Source organism: Oxalobacter paraformigenes, from assembly GCF_000158475.2.
GTDB lineage: Bacteria > Pseudomonadota > Gammaproteobacteria > Burkholderiales > Burkholderiaceae_D > Oxalobacter > Oxalobacter paraformigenes.
In genome coordinates, this window is the sequence record NZ_KI392031.1 from 360,506 (window position 1) to 375,757 (window position 15,252).

Here is a 15,252-nt window from a genome sequence, read left to right on the forward strand (position 1 = left end):
TGTATCAAGGAAACGGGACGAAAACCAGGGCACCCGGGTGGCGAACGCTTTCCGGGCGAAGCTATTTGCTGACGGTCAGTCCAATGTCGGCGGGCCTGAACCGCTCCATGAATTTTTCCAGTTCCGGAGCCGGCAAGGGCCGGCTGCAAAGGTATCCCTGAATCTGGTCGCATTCATGGGCGACAAGGAACTGAAGCTGCTCCGGCGTTTCGACGCCTTCGGCAATGACCTGCATGTTGAGCGAATGGGCCAGCCGGATGGTCGTCTCGACAATGGAAGCCACATTGTGGTTTTGCGTGACATCGGCGATGAAGGAACTGTCGATTTTCAGATAATCGACAGGCAGGGCCGACAGGTAACTGAGCGAGGAGTAGCCTGTTCCGAAGTCGTCGATGGAGATGGCGATCCCCATGTCCCGGATTTCCTTAAGGGTATGCCTGACCCGGTCGAGGTCTTCAATCAGCTTGCTTTCGGTGATTTCCAGTTCGAAAAGCCGGGAAGCGAGTCCCGTTTCCCGCAGGATGCCGGAAAGGGCTTTTTTCAGTTTGGCCCCGTACAGTTCGGAAGAAGAAACGTTGATGGCAACGGGTATGGGCCTGTCCTGTTTTTGCCAGGCGATCAATTGGCGCGTGACATTGTCCAGTGCAAACTCCCCTATCCGGTGGATCAGTCCGATCTTTTCCGCCAGGACAATGAATTCGCTGGCGGGAAGAATGCCTTTTTTGGGATGATCCCAGCGGATCAGCGCTTCTAGACCGGCAATTTGGCCGGTTTTCAGACACAGGCGTGGCTGGTAATACATCAGGAACTCGTTTTTTTCCATCGCGCGCAAAAGATTGCTTTCCGCCAGCAACTGATCCAGTACCGTGATGTTCATGTTGCGGTTGAAAAAGCGGAGCATGTTCGAGCCGCTTCTTTTGGCGTCGGTCTTGGCGATGTCGGCATATTTCAGGAGCGTGTCGATATCGGAAGAATCCTGCGGATAAAGACTGCAGCCGATACTGACGGAGATCGTGATATCGTGATGGCCCAGATGGATAGGCTGGGAGAGGGCGTTGAAAATGTTTCTGACAACGAGGTTCACGTCCTCGTTTTTTCTGACGTTTTCCAAAACGATGACGAATTCGTCATTTCCCATCCGGATAACCGAGTCCGCCTTCCTAAGGGTCGTTTTCAGCCGGTTTGCGATCAGCTTGAGCAGTTCGTCACCGAACTCGTGTCCCAGACTTTCATTGACCATTTTGAAGCGGTTGACGTCCAGCAGAAGGATCGCCACATTCTTGCCGGACCGGTCGGCGCGTCGCATGGCGTTATTGATCAGGGTATCCGAATAATTGCGGTTGGGCAGTGATGTCAGCGGATCGAACAGCGACAGGTGAGGCCCGAAGGATGTGATTTCCTTGCCGGACTTTTGCGTGACGATCAGGGCGTAAGCGGGTTTGTTCCCGCTGTCGAGTTTCAGCGAAATGTCGTTTTCGGTCAGAATGTAGATGCCGTTTTTGCCTTTCAGGGCCAGTTCGATGAAAAAATGGGAGGTGTTGTGCCACAGATCCTGCCAGGAATTGGCGACTTCGGGCCGGCTTTGCACAGTGGGATGCAAAAGATCGTTGAAACGTTCGGGAAAAAAGCCGGGCGTGTAACCCAGCATCTCGCAAATGGAACGGTTGGCGTAAAGGATGCGCTTGTCCGGGGAGACTTGCATGACGCCGACAGGAACCGTATCCAGGATGGCTTTGTACGTTGCCGTATCGTTCAGGCTGGTCCGGGCGGGAGGGCTGTTTTCCTTTTGGTCCTGCCGGAAAGAACAGTAAAGGCCCGATACCGCATTTTGGGCGTTTTTGACAGGAATGCAGATAAAGTCGGCAGTTGAACCGTCGTCCGTTTCGTTGCGCAGAAGAGCCAGAGGCAGGCCGGAAGCTTTCGCTTCGGTTCCCCGCAGGGCGCATTCAACCGTTTCGGAAAGAAGAGACCATAACGGAGCGAGCAGTTTGTCCAGACTCTGGCCGGGAGAAGAGGCTCTTCTGTCTATCAGCGTATGAAAAGCCTCGTTGTACAGGCAAACCAGATCGTCGCCCCACGCAATACAGACAGGTTCGCCCGAATGAAGTGCGACTGACAGGAGATTTTTCAGACTGTCCGGCCATGTTGAAACCGGCCCCAGACCCGTTTCAGACCAGTCTTGAATGCCAATCGGTTTTTCCGCAAGGCCCCCGGGTAGTGAACGGTTTTCGCATGGATTCGAAGGGTCGGTTTTCCCCGGCATGGGTGTCCTTCCTGTCTGGCAAACGTGTTGGAAAATCAATGAATTTTCAAGCGTTCCCTTTCAAATCCATTTACGGAATTATACTCTTATATTAATTGTCTTATATCCGGAGGGGCGGAGGGGAAACCGGCGAAAGTATCGAAATGACAACGAAGAATACGTCAGGCCACACTGCAAAAACCGGGAATATACCGTCTTGGCCGTAGCGTATATTTTGTGTAACACCCGGTTTTTTCACGGTATCGGAACCGGTCGTGCCTGTCCGCGCGTCAGGATGGCGGAACAATATCGGCCTGTCCCGTTCCGGCTGCAAGGGAAGAAAAACCCGGATTGCCGACCCTTTACGGAGGACGGGCGCCGGCGTAAAAACTTCCAGCCTTTTCATTTTGCAACAGGCGGATTACCGATCCCTTTATCAGGGGAGCGGTTTTGCGAAACCCGTTTGGGAAAGCGGCTGAAAGCCGGCGAAAACAGGAAACCGGCCGGTTGCGCAAGGGAAGGGAATCCTGCTGCGGTTTTATCGCGTCCTGCCGGGGGCCTGACAGGCAAAAAAGCAAAAAGCCGGACAGACCGGCGTCCGGCTCCGGTGGCGAAAGCGCGGGAAAAGTCTCAGACGTAACTGTTTTTCCATTCGCGCATGGCGGCAAAGCAATCGACCGGGTTCCGGTTTTTCAAATGGCCCAGTTCTTCAAGCCGTTTCATGACGTCTTCCCGGTTGGCCCGAAGGAAAGGATTGGTCGCCTTTTCAAGGCCGATCGTGGATGGCAGGGTCGGCCGGCCGCGATTGCGTCTGGCGAGGTCTTGCCGGGCGCGTTCGGCAATCGCCTCGTTGCCGGGTTCGATCTCGCGGGCGAATTTCAGATTTGAAAGGGTATATTCGTGTCCGGCGAAAACCTGCACGTCGTCCGGCAGGGCAGCCAGTTTGGAAAGGGAAGCGAGCATCTGTTCCGGGGTGCCTTCAAACATCCGGCCGCAGCCTGCGCCAAACAGCATATCCCCGCAAAAGAGCCATTTTTCCTTTTTCGCGTAATAGGCGATGTGGCCTCGGGTATGGCCGGGCACGTCGAGAACAGACAGCGCCAGATTGTCCAGATCGGGCAGGGTGACGATATCGCCTTCCTGCAAGGGATGGGTAACGGATACGACCGGGTCGTAACGGGGGCCGTAAACGGGTACGTCGGCTTCCTGCAACAGACGCGCCACACCGCCGATATGGTCTTCGTGGCGATGTGTCAGTAAAATGGCGGACAGTTTCAGCGAACGTTTCTTTAGCGTCGATAAAACGGGGCCGGCTTCGCCCGGATCGACCACAACCGCCCGGGTACGGTTGTCGATCATCCAGATGTAGTTGTCGCGGAATGCGGGAATCGGGGTGACGGAAAGAGCCTGATCGGTCGGGGATGGCATGGTATCGTGTCTCCATGAGCGAAAAAAATCATTATAACCAGAGTTATGGGCGAATGTTTGAGATTGACGGATGGACAGTGAAAAAATGAGTGAAGTCGAAATTTATACCGATGGCGCCTGCCGCGGCAATCCCGGGCCGGGCGGCTGGGGCGTCTGGCTGCGCGCGAACGGTCATGAAAAGGAACTGTTCGGCGGGGATGCCGATACGACCAATAACCGGATGGAACTGACGGCGGTGATCGAAGCCTTGCGGGTTCTGAAAAGACCCTGCCGGGTCGTGCTGCATACCGACAGCCAGTATGTCCAGAAAGGCATTACGGAATGGATCCACAAGTGGAAGGAACGCGGCTGGCGCACGTCCGACAGGAAACTGGTGAAAAATGTCGATCTGTGGATGGAACTGGACGAGGCGACCCGGCGTCACGATATCCGGTGGCGCTGGGTGAAAGGGCATGCCGGGCATGAAGGCAATGAAAAAGCCGATCAGCTGGCCAACCGGGGGGTCGATTCGGTGCTGTAAAAAGGGGAAAGGGAAATCATGTCGAAAAGAATGAAAGGGCTTTTGGTTTTGCTGGCGCTTGCCGGGTTTGCGGGACTGGCGACAGCTGGCACGCCTTCGCCGGAAGTCTATGGTTTCAGAATCGAAAAGATCAACAAGGACGACGATGCCTACCGTTACGGCAATCTGTACCTGCTGACGGGGCCGGGCGGCAAGGAACAGTACATTATCGTGCGTGACGTTTCCGGCGCGGTCGCCATTGTCAGGCGCGAACCGGCCAAAGCCGGGAAGTGAACGGAACGCTTCCACCGAAAGCCAAGGTCTGGGGAAAGCCGGAAAGTGATACAGTACAGGGCGTTTTCCGCACAAAAAAAGGGCGCTGCACCGGATGGGTGCATTTTCCCCGGAGAACGGTTTTTCCCGCGGAAAGGGGAGAAGGCGGGAGACGGGGGCGGGCCTGCCAGCGGCGGGCGGGTATTCCGTTGCCCGGACACGCTGCCCCGCTTGCCGGAAAAGGCGGTGAGCCGGATTGCCGTTTTTCTCTTGCCCTTGCCGGATGGTGGCCGTCCGCCATTGGCCCGCTTGTCCCTTTCCCCTCTCTGGCCGGAAAGCACACTGCGTCTGTCGCAGCGGCGCGTTTTTTCAAGTCCCGTGAAAGGCTTTGAAAAAGAAAAATCCTGAACCGTGCGCCGGTAAGGCTTTGAGCGAGACGGCCTATCGCAAAACCGTTTCCCGCTTCGCCAACCCCCGGCCTTTTTCATTTCCTTCCGGCGAGTCCGCCAATTCCGGGCCGAAACGTCCGGCCGGTCTGGCGGAAGGGAAAAGACTGCCGGGTTCAACGGTTTCCCGATTCCGCCATGAATTCCCCGCCGCGCAAGGGGCAATGAGTGAAGGGTTTTGCCGTTTTTGTCAAAAAACGTTCAGGAAGCCAGCACTTTTTCCAGTTCATCCTGTTTTTCCAGCCATTCTTCCTCACAAGCGGCCAGCCGCTTCGTGCATTCGACCTGATCGGCCAGCAATTGCCGGAGTTTGTCCTTGTTGGCCTGTTCGTAAATGGCGGAATCGGCAAGCTGCCTGTCGATCGCGGTTTTTCTGTCGTTCAGTTTGCCGATTTCGGTTTCCAGCCAGCCAATCCGTTTTTCAAGCGGTTTTTTCAGGGCAGAAAGGCGTTGCCGCTCTTCGGCTTCCAGCCGTTTTTGCTCCTTGCGGTCAAGCGGTTTATCCGGTTTGTCTGATGCGCCGTCCTGTTTTTCCGCTTCGGTTTTTGCCAGCCGGGTCGCGAACAGCCAGTTCCGGTAATCGTCCAGATCGCCGTCGAATTCCCGCAGGCGGCCGTCCGAAACGATATGGAAGCGGTCGGTCGTCGCCCGCAACAGATGGCGATCGTGGGAAACGAGCAGCAGCGTGCCCTCATACTGGGCCAGCGCTTCGGTCAGCGCTTCGCGCATGTCCAGATCGAGATGGTTGGTCGGTTCGTCCAGAAGGAGAAGATTGGGCCGTTGCCAGACGATCAAGGCCAGCGCCAGCCGCGCTTTTTCGCCGCCGGAAAAGGGAGCGACGGGGGAAGTGGCCATATCGCCGTGAAAATGGAAACGGCCGAGAAAATTGCGCAATTCCTGTTCACGCGTGTCGGGCGCGATTTTCATGAGGTGCCAGAGCGGCGATTCGTCGTTTCTGAGCATTTCGACCTGATGCTGGGCGAAATAGCCGATTTTCAGTCCCTTGCCGGTCGTGAAGACGCCGGAGAGTGGCGAGAGTTCGCCGGCAACCGTTTTGATGAACGTCGATTTGCCGGCGCCGTTGACGCCTAAAAGGCCGATACGCTCGCCGGTTTGCAGGGCGAATTGGATATCCGATACGATCGGGGCAGTGGAAACGGTGTCGCCGTTTTCATCCCGGTTCGTATAGCCGGCGGTTACGCCATCCATGACAAGCAGGGGATTGGGGGAGGATTCCGGCTCGAAAAAGTCGAAAGTGAATGCCGAGGCTTCCCGGAGCGGCGCGAGCGCTTCCATTTTTTCCAGCGCCTTGATACGGCTTTGCGCCTGCCTTGCCTTGGTCGCCTTGTAGCGGAAACGGCTGATGTACGCTTCCAGATGGGCGCGGCGTTTGGCCTGCTTTTCGATCATGCCCTGCATCAGGGCCAGCTGTTCCGCGCGCTGGCGTTCGAAAGCCGAATAATTCCCGGCATAACGTTTCAGCTTGCCGTCGTCGATATGCAGGATGACGCTGGCGATCCCGTCCAGAAAGTCGCGGTCGTGGGAAATGACGACCAATGTTCCGGCATAGCGTTTCAGCCAGTCTTCCAGCCACAAAATGGCGTCCAGATCGAGATGGTTGGTCGGTTCGTCGAGCAAGAGGAGATCGGAGGGACACATCAGCGCCTGCGCCAGATTCAGCCGCATGCGCCAGCCGCCGGAAAAGGTGGCGACGCTGCGCTTCATTTCTTCCGCGGAAAAGCCGAGGCCGACTAGGAGTTGTTCCGCACGCGATCTGACCGTATACGCTCCCGCGTCGGCCAGCGCCGTGTGCAGTTCGGCAATGCGCATGCCGGAAGCGGCATCCTGTGGTATGGCTTCAAGCCGGGCCAGTTCGGCTTCCAGTTTCCGGAGATGCGTGTCGCCGTCGATGGCGTATTCCAGCGCCGGCCGGTCGAGCGCGGGCGTTTCCTGCGCCACATGCGAAATCCGCCATCCGGCCGGAAAGTCGATATCGCCGCCATCGGGATGCAATTCACCCAGGAGCAGCGAAAAGAGACTGGTTTTTCCGGCGCCGTTCGGGCCGACCAGTCCGACTTTCTCGCCGGGATTGACGGTGGCGTCCGCCTTGTCGAAAAGCGGCTTCGTGCCGCGCATCAGGGAAAACTGTGAAAACCGGATCATGCTTTTTTCAGGCCTTTCAGCTGTCCGGCTGTCAGCAGGAATACCCTGTCGTCGCCGCCCGATGTCGAGAGCCAGGTCAGTTCCAGTTCGGGGAAAGCGGCCATGGCGTTTTCCGCCTCGTTGCCGATTTCGACGATCAGAAGGCCGTCGTCGGTCAGGCGTTCGCCAGCCGTATAAACGATGCGGCGGACGATATCCATGCCGTCGAACCCGCCGGCCAGCGCCATTTGCGGCTCATGCAGGTATTCGGGAGGAAGGGTATCCATGGACGACTGGTTCACGTAGGGCGGATTGGTCACGATCAGCTGATAGCGTTTTTCCGGAATACCGTCGTACAGGTCGGCGTGATGCAACTGGATGCGGTCTTTCATGCCGTACCGGTTGATGTTCGTCTGCGCAATGCCCAGTGCGGCAGGGGAAAGTTCGACGGCATCGACGGTGGCGTTTGCAAACCGGTCGGCCAGCATGATGGCAAGACACCCGGAACCGGTGCACAGTTCCAGAATGTCGGTAATTCCGTCCGGATCGGAGACCCAGGGCGCGAATTGTTCGACGATCAGTTCGGCAAGAAAGGAACGCGGGATGATAACGCCGCGCTCGACGTAAAACGAATAGCCTTGCAGCCAAGCTTCATTTGTCAGATAGGCGGCCGGTATCCGTTCGGTGACGCGCCGGTCGATAATCGTCATGACCGCTTCGGTTTCTTCGGGCAAAAGTGTCGCGTCGAGAAACGGTTCCAGCCTGTCCAGCGGCAAGGACAGGGTATGCAGGATCAGGTAGGCCGCTTCATCGAAAGCGTTTTCGCTGCCGTGTCCGAAAAAGAGCTTTTCGCGGGTAAAACGCGTGACGGCGTAGCGCAACAGGTCGCGCACGGTGGAAAACGGATGGGCTTGCAGTGTGTTCATGGCATGTTGTTCAAGAGGAAAATTTCCGGCAAAAACGGCGGTTTGCTGCGGGAAATGTCCGGATAGGGCGGAATGCCCGATATGATAGCAAAGAAATGCCCCGGAAACCGGTTTTGTCAGGAGCGGCACGGAACCGGTGAGGCAGGCAAGCGCGTCAGAGGTCCCATGTCTTCCGGGAACAGGCAAAATCGGAGACAGGCCTGTGGTTTCCCTTCCTGAAAGGGCGCACAACATTGCCTTCCCGAACCGGGACGATCCACCCGGGTAAGGCCGGGTCCGCGGTTTACAGGAAAAGGTTTTCCAGCGTTTTCCGGTAAATGGCCGTCAGCGGTTCGATATCGGCGATCAGGATGTTTTCGTCGATCTGGTGGATGCTTTCCGTAACCGGGCCGAATTCGACGACTTGCGGGCAGATGCGGGCGATGAAACGGCCGTCGGAAGTGCCGCCTGTCGTGGACAGTTCGGGTGTGACGCCGGTTTCAGCCTTGATGGCCCGGGAAAGCGCGTCGCAGAGGGAACCGCGGGGCGTCAGAAACGGCACGCCGGAATAGTTCCAGTCGAGCCGGTATTGGAAACCATGCCTGTCCAGAATGGCATGCACCCGTTTTTTCAGGCCATCCACCGTGCTGGCGGTACAGAAGCGGAAGTTGAATTCCACGAAAAGTTCGCCGGGAATGACGTTGTTGGCTCCCGTTCCGGCGTGGATGTTCGACATTTGCCAGCTTGTCGGTTCATAGTATTCATTGCCTTCGTCCCAGACTTCGGCAGCCAGTTCAGCCAGAGCGGGCGCGGCCAGATGGATGGGGTTGGCGGCCCGTTTCGGATAGGCGATATGTCCCTGTTTGCCGAAGACGGTCAACTGGCCGCAGAGCGAGCCGCGGCGGCCGTTCTTGATCGTGTCGCCCAGCTTTTTCAGGGAACTCGGTTCGCCGACAATACAGTAATCGGGCCGGATGTCGCGTTCTTCCAGTTTTTTGACGACGATGTCGGTGCCGTCTGTTGCGATGCCTTCCTCGTCGCTGGTGATGATGAAACCGATAGAACCCGTGTAGTCCGGATGGGCATGGATAAAATCGCGGGCGGCAACCGTCATGGCCGCGACCGGGGTTTTCATGTCGGCAGCGCCCCGTCCGTAAAGGCGTCCGTCCCGTTCGGTCGGCACGAACGGATCGGATGTCCATTTTTCGATGGGCCCGCTGGGAACCACATCGGTATGCCCGGCGAATACCAGCAATGGCGAAGCGCTTCCGTGGCGCGCCCAAAGGTTGGTCACGCCGTTGGAGACGATCGTTTCGCATTCGAACCCGAGCGGTTCCAGTTGCGCTTTCAGCAGATTCTGGCATTCACCGTCTGCCGGGGTAACGGAGGGCTGGGCAATGAGGGCGCTGGCAAGAGCAAGGGTCGAAGTCATGGCGTTTCCTTTCAGTTGTCGCGTAACAGGTCGTTGATGGCGGTTTTGGCGCGGGTTTGCGCATCCACGCGCTTGACGATGACGGCACAGTATAAACTGTATTTTCCGCCGGGGTCGGGAAGATTGCCCGGCACGACAACGGAACCGGACGGAACGCGGCCGTACAGGATGCGGTCGTTTTCCCGGTCGTAAATGCGGGTGGACTGGCCGATATAGACGCCCATCGAGATGACGCTGTTTTCCTCGACGATGACGCCCTCGACGATTTCGGAACGCGCGCCGATGAAGCAGTTGTCCTCGATGATGGTCGGATTGGCCTGCATGGGTTCCAGTACGCCCCCGATGCCGACGCCGCCGGAGAGATGGACGTGTTTGCCGATCTGTGCGCAGGAACCGACGGTGGCCCAGGTATCGATCATCGTGCCTTCATCGACATAAGCGCCGATATTGACAAAGGAGGGCATCATGACGACGTTTTTGCCGATATAGCTGCCCAGCCGGGCAACGGCGGGAGGGACGACGCGGAAGCCGCCTTTGGCGAAATCTTCCTGCGTGTAGCGGGCGAATTTGCTGGTGACCTTGTCGTAAAAATGCAGGGCGGGCGAACCGTCGGAACCGACCGGCATGGAAAAGTTTTCCTGAAGCCGGAAAGACAGCAGCACCGCTTTTTTCGTCCACTGGTTGACCGTCCATTCGCCGTTTTTCTTTTCCGCCACTCTCAAAAGGCCACAGTCGAGCTGCCGGATGACTTCGGCAATGGCGGCGCGGAGAATGGGAGAGGCGTCGCCGGCGGTAAAGCTGTCGCGGTTTTCCCAGGCGTCTTCGATGATCTGTTTGAGCTGTTCTTCCTGTGTCATGGTGTTCCTCTTTTTCGCTGTTTTGGGGTTAGGAGTGTTGGCGGGCGAATTCGGCGATGCGGGCCATACCTTCCCGGCATTCTTCCGGTTCGGCGACCAGTGCGATCCGGACGCGGTTTTTTCCGGGATTTTCCCCCTGCGCCTCGCGGGCCAGATAACTGCCGGGCAGGACGGTCACGTGATGGCTTTCATAGAGCCCGCGGGCGAATTCCGTATCGGAAAGGCCTGTTTTTTCGTGTACTTCGGCCCAGAGATAAAAACCGGCGTCCGGCATGGCCACATTCAGCACCTGCCGGAGAACAGGCAACGCTTCACGGAATTTGCCGATATATTTCGCCCGGTTTTCCTCGACGTGCCGCTCGTCGTTCCAGGCGGCAACCGAAGCGGCCTGAACCGTTTCGCTCATGGCGGTGCCATGGTAGGTGCGGTACAGGAGAAATTTTCCGATGAGGGTTTCGTCCCCCGCCACGAAGCCGGAACGCATGCCCGGCACGTTGGAGCGCTTGGACAGGGATGAAAGCATGATGAGCCGGGGATACCCTTCGCGTCCCAGTTGATGGGCGGCTTCCAGCCCGCCCAGCGGCGGCGTGCCGAAATGGATTTCGGAATAGCACTCGTCGGAGGCGATGACGAAACCGTAGCGGTCGGACAGCTCGAACAGTTTTTTCCATTGGGGAAGCGTCATGACCGCGCCTGTCGGGTTTGCCGGCGAACAGGTGTAGAGCAGTTTCGTTTTCGCCCAGATTTCTTGGGGCACGCTGTCGTAGTCGCAGGCGAAATTCATTTCCGGACTGGCGTTGATGAAGTAGGGTTCGGCTCCGCCCAGCAAGGCGGCGCCTTCATAAATCTGGTAAAACGGATTGGGGCAGACGACGATGCCGTGTCCGGCCGGATCGAGGACGGTTTGCGCCAGCGCAAAGAGGGCTTCGCGCGAACCCAGTGTCGGCAGGATTTGCTTTGCCGGATCGGGAGCGGGAATGCCGTACCGTCTGGCCAGCCAGTTGGCGATCGCTTCGCGCAAGGCGATCGTTCCCAGGGTAGCCGGATATCGGGACAGGCCGGCCGGATTGTCGGCAAGGGCTTGCCGGATGAAATCGGGAGCGGGATGCCGCGGTTCGCCTATGCCGAAGTTGATGGGCGTAAAGGCCGGATTCGGGCGGACGCCGGAAAACAGCTTGCGCAGTTTTTCAAACGGGTAAGATTGCAGTCGGTCAAGTAAGGGATTCATCAGTCGGACTCGGAACGTGTGGCACGGAAAGGGTTATGCTATGGAATGAGAATTATTATCGTACTTTTCCATTGTTTTGCGGTCTGTTTTTTTGTCGGGCAAGCAAATGAACGCATAAATCGTGCCATATTGGTGAATTTTCGTTCAAAACAGTGCGTTCGCTTTTCATCTGATTTTTGTCATGCCTTATCCGTTTTCATGAAGAAAATTGATGAAACCGGCAACCGGGTTTTTCCTGCGTGTTTTAATGGGCGTGCCTGAAAAGCCTTTGAAAACAGGGGATCCTGCTGGAGGAAAAGCGGTTTTTTCGGGAAGGCGGGAAACTGTTTGCGAGGCGGCCAGTCTATCCTTATGTCTTCCCTGCCCGATTCCGGCGGCGTTTCTTTTTTGTCACGGCCCGGTCATACGCTACCGCTATTCTGCACAGGTCGGAGGACAAGGCCCACAAGGCGGAGTTTTTCCGGATGTGATCAACCGTTTTGAAAAGGAATCGTCATGGAAGTCGTCATCAACAAGCGGAAGATACGCGATACAGTCGGTCAGATCGTGGCGGATGGCAACAAGGCCGTCAGAGATGAAGCGCGCGGCCGTATCAGCAAGCGTGTTGCCGTAACGCATCGCGTCAGGTCAAGCGGTTTCGGTTTTGCTTCTGTTGGGAATGCCGTACCGGTTGCTTGCCGATGAAGAAGCGGCGACGCGGATTCTGTTTATCCCTCTTGAGAGTTTTTTCATTTTGCCGGAAACAGGTTTTCCGGTTTTTTTTGCCCATATCGTCCGGAAACGGAAAGGAGACCGGGTTTTTTGGTTGCCGGGAAGGTCTGGCGACCCAGGCGGCCCGCGGTTTAGACAGGACAGCTTTTGACAAAACGCAAAAACAAACGGGTTTTCTTTTGATCCATTTCAGGGCAGGTGTGCCATTCACGGCGCAAAATGGCACGTGTACATTGATTGGGTCATGCAATTTGTCGGGTACCCGAATGTGATCGTCTCTTTCAAGGAAGATTCTGATTATGGATGATGCAGCAAGAAACCGGAAATTACGTCAAGCCGTTCTGTTGGCAAGCATTCCCGCCTGTCTGGCTGCCATGTTGCTTTACCGGGCGCCAATACGCGAGTTCGTTACCGCGGTTTTGACGACAGAGACGGAACAGATTGCAAGCCGGATCGACATGGTTGCCGCAGCCAGCCCGGAACGGTCTTTCCGAAACGATGTATCGAAACGATTTTTGCCTGACCTGGAGTAATGGTTTTTTTGCCTTTCTTAAGCGTTTTTTCATTTTGCCGGAAACCGGGTTTCCGGCTTTTTTTATCCCCGTTTTTGGGATTGCGGTATTTTTTTCAAAGTCCGCAAGCCCCGGTTTTTTGCCTGAAGGTTTTCCGGAGAGGGCGGCCTGTTTTGGAGTCGTCGAAAAGGGCAGGGCTTGCCAGGCCAGGCAAGGGAGGGGCCTTATCGGGAGTGCCGCCGCTTGCGGGGGTAAAAGCGGAATGGACAGAAAAACGGCGCCGGACGTTTTGGAGGCAACCGGTGGCGTTTGCAGACCGCTTCTGTCCGTAAGCGGCGACGCCTTGTCTGCCTTTTGTCGCCGGTTTGGTCAGGCAGGGCAAGCTTCTTTTTTCCAATTGTAGAATATCCGGTTTTCTTCCATAATGGGATGGACGAAGCGGACAGGGTGGGGAGAAGCGGAAATGATCTTCAACAGGGAATTTGAATTCACCTTGCCGCGCGGATTTATCGATAGCCAGGGCAAGGTGCATAGGAAAGGCCTCATGCGGTTGGCGACGGCAGCGGATGAAGTCGTTCCGATGAGAGATTTCCGGGCGCAGCAGAATCCCGCTTATCTGCCGGTTCTTGTGCTTGCGCGCGTCATTGTCCGGCTGGGGGAACTGCCGGAAATCAATGCCGGGGTTATCGAAAATCTTTTTACTGCCGATATGGCTTTTTTGCAGGACATGTATCGGCGGATCAACGAGATGGCCGGGGAACCTGTTGTCAATGGGGTTTGTCCCCAATGCGGATGCCATCACAGGATACCCCTCGATTTTAACGACCTGAAAACGTTTTCATGAACAAGGAAATGGAAAAGAGGCCGGCTGCTCCGGCGTCCGGAAAGGACGAACCGGAACGGAAGGAAACAAAAGCCATACAGGCTTCCATTGAGGTTATCCTGCATACGCGGGTTAGCGGAAGATCGTTTCAGCCTGCACTTGGATGCCGCCTTTACGATCCGGTAAACGTCTGGCTGGATGTGACTGACCGGGAACGGGCATGCGAGGAAGCGGCGGGGATAATCGGCGAATACGAGCCCAGGGCGGCAAATGTTCGCGTCGTTGTGGAAAGCGCTCAGGAAAACGGCAAACCGGATTTCCTGAAGGTTTCCTGGGTAGTGAAATCGACCGGACAATACGATGAACTGGTTGTGCCTTTTCCATTGAACAGCTAGATTTTCCGGAACTTTACCGGCGTCTGTCTTGTCAATACCTCTTTTTTCGCGTTTGTGTTGCGTTTTTTCCGGTGAAGCTGTCACGTCTTTTTCATATCCCGCCTGTCATCTGTTCCTGCCTGAAGGCTTTCGTCCACAAGACGCCTGTCCCGACAGGACAATGCTCCATTTTTACGAAAGGATTCGATCATGAACACTATTTCCCCGAAGCTCTGCCGGGCCATGCTGTTCGGCGGTTTGCCGGCCTGCATGATCGCGATGATTCTCTTCCGGGACCCTTCAAGCGAAGAGCCGACCCATGATATGCCGGGAGGGGCCAACCGGTTCATCAGCCGGAGCCGGACTGTCAGCATGCCCTTGCCCGTTGCCGAAAGGGGGAGCCGGTATACCGGACGCCGGGTGAGAAGCCGGTCGGTGAAAACGGTTTGACCGGGAGCGGACTTTCACCAGACATTACGGCAGGGGCATTTTATCTGCGGCAATGGAAAAGCGTTTGCCGTCACAGCGCCTGTTTCAGGTAAACCATATCGGTCAAGAGCACGCCTTCCTCGAAAACGGGTTCCGGATAATGGTCGGTAAAAAAACCGGCAACCCGGTGGGAAAAAACAAAACCGCATTGTTCATAGAACCGGAGGGTTTTCGGAAAATCGCCTGTGCCGACCTGCATGACGGAAAACCGGTCGCGGTAAACGTCCAGGACATGCCGGATCAAGGCTGTGGCGTATCCCCGGTTTCGCGCGGTTTCCTCTGTCGCCAGATTTTTCAGCTCGCACACCGTTTCGCTTTCGGCGGTCACGACGCAAACGCTTTTCAATTCGCCCGAGTCGTACAGGGCAAAAAGATCGCCGCGGTCAAGATACCGGCCGATCATGCCCTCGTCCGGGTCGGCGATCAGGAGCAGGGGAAGAAAGCGGCGTTTGTCTTCGGCGATGCGTTCGATGCGCATGGAGGTGTCGATAAGGTGCCGGGAAAAGATGCCCGGATGGTTAGAAGGTTCCGGACAGGATCATATACCGGATTTTCCTGAAAGCGAAGCCATGACGGATGGAAAAGCGGCTGGCTGACGGGATGGCGTACGCTGAAACGGGTAAAGGCCAGCGTGTATCGGGCTATTTTTCGCAAGCGCGGCTTGGGAGTCCCGGGCGTGCGGGGTTTTCCCTCTGGAGAGGCCGGGCCCGCTCACCCTTCCGGGATTTTGCCGGTTGACGCCGTTCGCAGGCTGGGAACCGGTCGGAAAAGAGGACAGGACATGGCGTGCCCGCTAAAACCGGAAAGGGGATTTCAGGGAAACGCGTCCCAGACAGGCGATTGCCCGGGAACAAATGCGGCCGGACGCCTTTTTGCGGCGATTTTGAAACA

Annotated in this window: 15 protein-coding genes; 7 read left to right on the top strand and 8 right to left on the bottom strand. The window is 56.6% G+C overall.

From position 1 onward, the window contains the following. Positions 1–61: 61 nt before the first annotated feature. Complete coding sequence (locus tag OFAG_RS05095; RefSeq protein WP_005877455.1) at positions 62–2,263, bottom strand: sensor domain-containing protein; 2,202 nt, start codon at positions 2,261–2,263, stop codon at positions 62–64. A gap of 609 nt (positions 2,264–2,872) precedes the next feature. Continuing rightward, on the bottom strand, positions 2,873–3,670 hold the full coding sequence (gene gloB / locus OFAG_RS05105; protein ID WP_005877453.1) for a hydroxyacylglutathione hydrolase: 798 nt from the start codon (positions 3,668–3,670) through the stop codon (positions 2,873–2,875). Positions 3,671–3,755: 85 nt separating this feature from the next. Here gloB and rnhA point away from each other — a divergent pair, with 85 nt between their 5' ends. Continuing rightward, a complete protein-coding gene (gene rnhA / locus OFAG_RS05110) occupies positions 3,756–4,190 on the top strand; it encodes a ribonuclease HI (protein WP_040720948.1) in 435 nt (144 codons plus the stop codon). A gap of 18 nt (positions 4,191–4,208) precedes the next feature. Further along, entirely contained in the window at positions 4,209–4,463 is a 255-nt protein-coding gene (locus OFAG_RS05115; RefSeq protein ID WP_005877450.1) for a hypothetical protein, read from the top strand. Between the two features lie 626 nt (positions 4,464–5,089). On the opposite strand, the gene OFAG_RS05125 is transcribed toward OFAG_RS05115, so the two are convergent. From OFAG_RS05125 to dapC, 5 genes are all read right to left on the bottom strand, one after another. Beyond that, positions 5,090–7,051, bottom strand: coding sequence for an ATP-binding cassette domain-containing protein (locus OFAG_RS05125; protein WP_005877448.1), 1,962 nt, complete (start codon positions 7,049–7,051; stop codon positions 5,090–5,092). Further along, positions 7,048–7,956, bottom strand: coding sequence for a 50S ribosomal protein L3 N(5)-glutamine methyltransferase (gene prmB, locus OFAG_RS05130; protein WP_005877446.1), 909 nt, complete (start codon positions 7,954–7,956; stop codon positions 7,048–7,050). The genes OFAG_RS05125 and prmB overlap by 4 nt, the downstream gene beginning before the upstream one ends. A gap of 283 nt (positions 7,957–8,239) precedes the next feature. Then, positions 8,240–9,367, bottom strand: coding sequence for a succinyl-diaminopimelate desuccinylase (gene dapE / locus OFAG_RS05135; protein ID WP_005877445.1), 1,128 nt, complete (start codon positions 9,365–9,367; stop codon positions 8,240–8,242). Between the two features lie 11 nt (positions 9,368–9,378). Beyond that, entirely contained in the window at positions 9,379–10,224 is an 846-nt protein-coding gene (gene dapD, locus OFAG_RS05140; protein ID WP_005877444.1) for a 2,3,4,5-tetrahydropyridine-2,6-dicarboxylate N-succinyltransferase, read from the bottom strand. 28 nt (positions 10,225–10,252) lie between these two features. Further along, positions 10,253–11,452, bottom strand: coding sequence for a succinyldiaminopimelate transaminase (gene dapC / locus OFAG_RS05145; protein WP_005877443.1), 1,200 nt, complete (start codon positions 11,450–11,452; stop codon positions 10,253–10,255). A 495-nt stretch (positions 11,453–11,947) separates the two neighbouring features. Between dapC and OFAG_RS05155 the strand changes: the two genes are divergently transcribed. The 5 genes from OFAG_RS05155 (at position 11,948) to OFAG_RS13690 (ending at position 14,322) form a co-directional block, all read left to right on the top strand. Continuing rightward, positions 11,948–12,136, top strand: a complete 189-nt coding sequence (locus OFAG_RS05155; RefSeq protein WP_020994886.1) for a hypothetical protein — start codon at positions 11,948–11,950, stop codon at positions 12,134–12,136. A gap of 326 nt (positions 12,137–12,462) precedes the next feature. Continuing rightward, a complete protein-coding gene (locus tag OFAG_RS05165) occupies positions 12,463–12,696 on the top strand; it encodes a hypothetical protein (RefSeq protein ID WP_020994887.1) in 234 nt (77 codons plus the stop codon). A gap of 403 nt (positions 12,697–13,099) precedes the next feature. Next, on the top strand, positions 13,100–13,519 hold the full coding sequence (locus tag OFAG_RS05175; protein ID WP_196806214.1) for a phage tail assembly protein: 420 nt from the start codon (positions 13,100–13,102) through the stop codon (positions 13,517–13,519). Beyond that, complete coding sequence (locus OFAG_RS05180) at positions 13,516–13,893, top strand: GPW/gp25 family protein (RefSeq protein WP_005877441.1); 378 nt, start codon at positions 13,516–13,518, stop codon at positions 13,891–13,893. Before OFAG_RS05175 ends, OFAG_RS05180 begins: the two co-directional genes overlap by 4 nt. A gap of 189 nt (positions 13,894–14,082) precedes the next feature. Further along, entirely contained in the window at positions 14,083–14,322 is a 240-nt protein-coding gene (locus OFAG_RS13690; protein WP_020994888.1) for a hypothetical protein, read from the top strand. A gap of 70 nt (positions 14,323–14,392) precedes the next feature. Here OFAG_RS13690 and OFAG_RS05190 read toward each other — a convergent pair whose 3' ends face one another. Next, positions 14,393–14,839: a GNAT family N-acetyltransferase gene (locus OFAG_RS05190; protein WP_005877440.1), complete on the bottom strand. Its 447-nt coding sequence runs from the start codon at positions 14,837–14,839 to the stop codon at positions 14,393–14,395. Positions 14,840–15,252: the final 413 nt, after the last annotated feature.

Coding starts and splice junctions, on each gene's coding strand:
- OFAG_RS05095 (WP_005877455.1), bottom strand. CDS start 2,263: ATGCCGGGGAAAACCGACCCTTCGAATCCATGCGAAAACCGTTCACTA.
- gloB (WP_005877453.1), bottom strand. CDS start 3,670: ATGCCATCCCCGACCGATCAGGCTCTTTCCGTCACCCCGATTCCCGCA.
- rnhA (WP_040720948.1), top strand. CDS start 3,756: ATGAGTGAAGTCGAAATTTATACCGATGGCGCCTGCCGCGGCAATCCC.
- OFAG_RS05115 (WP_005877450.1), top strand. CDS start 4,209: ATGTCGAAAAGAATGAAAGGGCTTTTGGTTTTGCTGGCGCTTGCCGGG.
- OFAG_RS05125 (WP_005877448.1), bottom strand. CDS start 7,051: ATGATCCGGTTTTCACAGTTTTCCCTGATGCGCGGCACGAAGCCGCTT.
- prmB (WP_005877446.1), bottom strand. CDS start 7,956: ATGAACACACTGCAAGCCCATCCGTTTTCCACCGTGCGCGACCTGTTG.
- dapE (WP_005877445.1), bottom strand. CDS start 9,367: ATGACTTCGACCCTTGCTCTTGCCAGCGCCCTCATTGCCCAGCCCTCC.
- dapD (WP_005877444.1), bottom strand. CDS start 10,224: ATGACACAGGAAGAACAGCTCAAACAGATCATCGAAGACGCCTGGGAA.
- dapC (WP_005877443.1), bottom strand. CDS start 11,452: ATGAATCCCTTACTTGACCGACTGCAATCTTACCCGTTTGAAAAACTG.
- OFAG_RS05155 (WP_020994886.1), top strand. CDS start 11,948: ATGGAAGTCGTCATCAACAAGCGGAAGATACGCGATACAGTCGGTCAG.
- OFAG_RS05165 (WP_020994887.1), top strand. CDS start 12,463: ATGGATGATGCAGCAAGAAACCGGAAATTACGTCAAGCCGTTCTGTTG.
- OFAG_RS05175 (WP_196806214.1), top strand. CDS start 13,100: ATGGGATGGACGAAGCGGACAGGGTGGGGAGAAGCGGAAATGATCTTC.
- OFAG_RS05180 (WP_005877441.1), top strand. CDS start 13,516: ATGAACAAGGAAATGGAAAAGAGGCCGGCTGCTCCGGCGTCCGGAAAG.
- OFAG_RS13690 (WP_020994888.1), top strand. CDS start 14,083: ATGAACACTATTTCCCCGAAGCTCTGCCGGGCCATGCTGTTCGGCGGT.
- OFAG_RS05190 (WP_005877440.1), bottom strand. CDS start 14,839: ATGCGCATCGAACGCATCGCCGAAGACAAACGCCGCTTTCTTCCCCTG.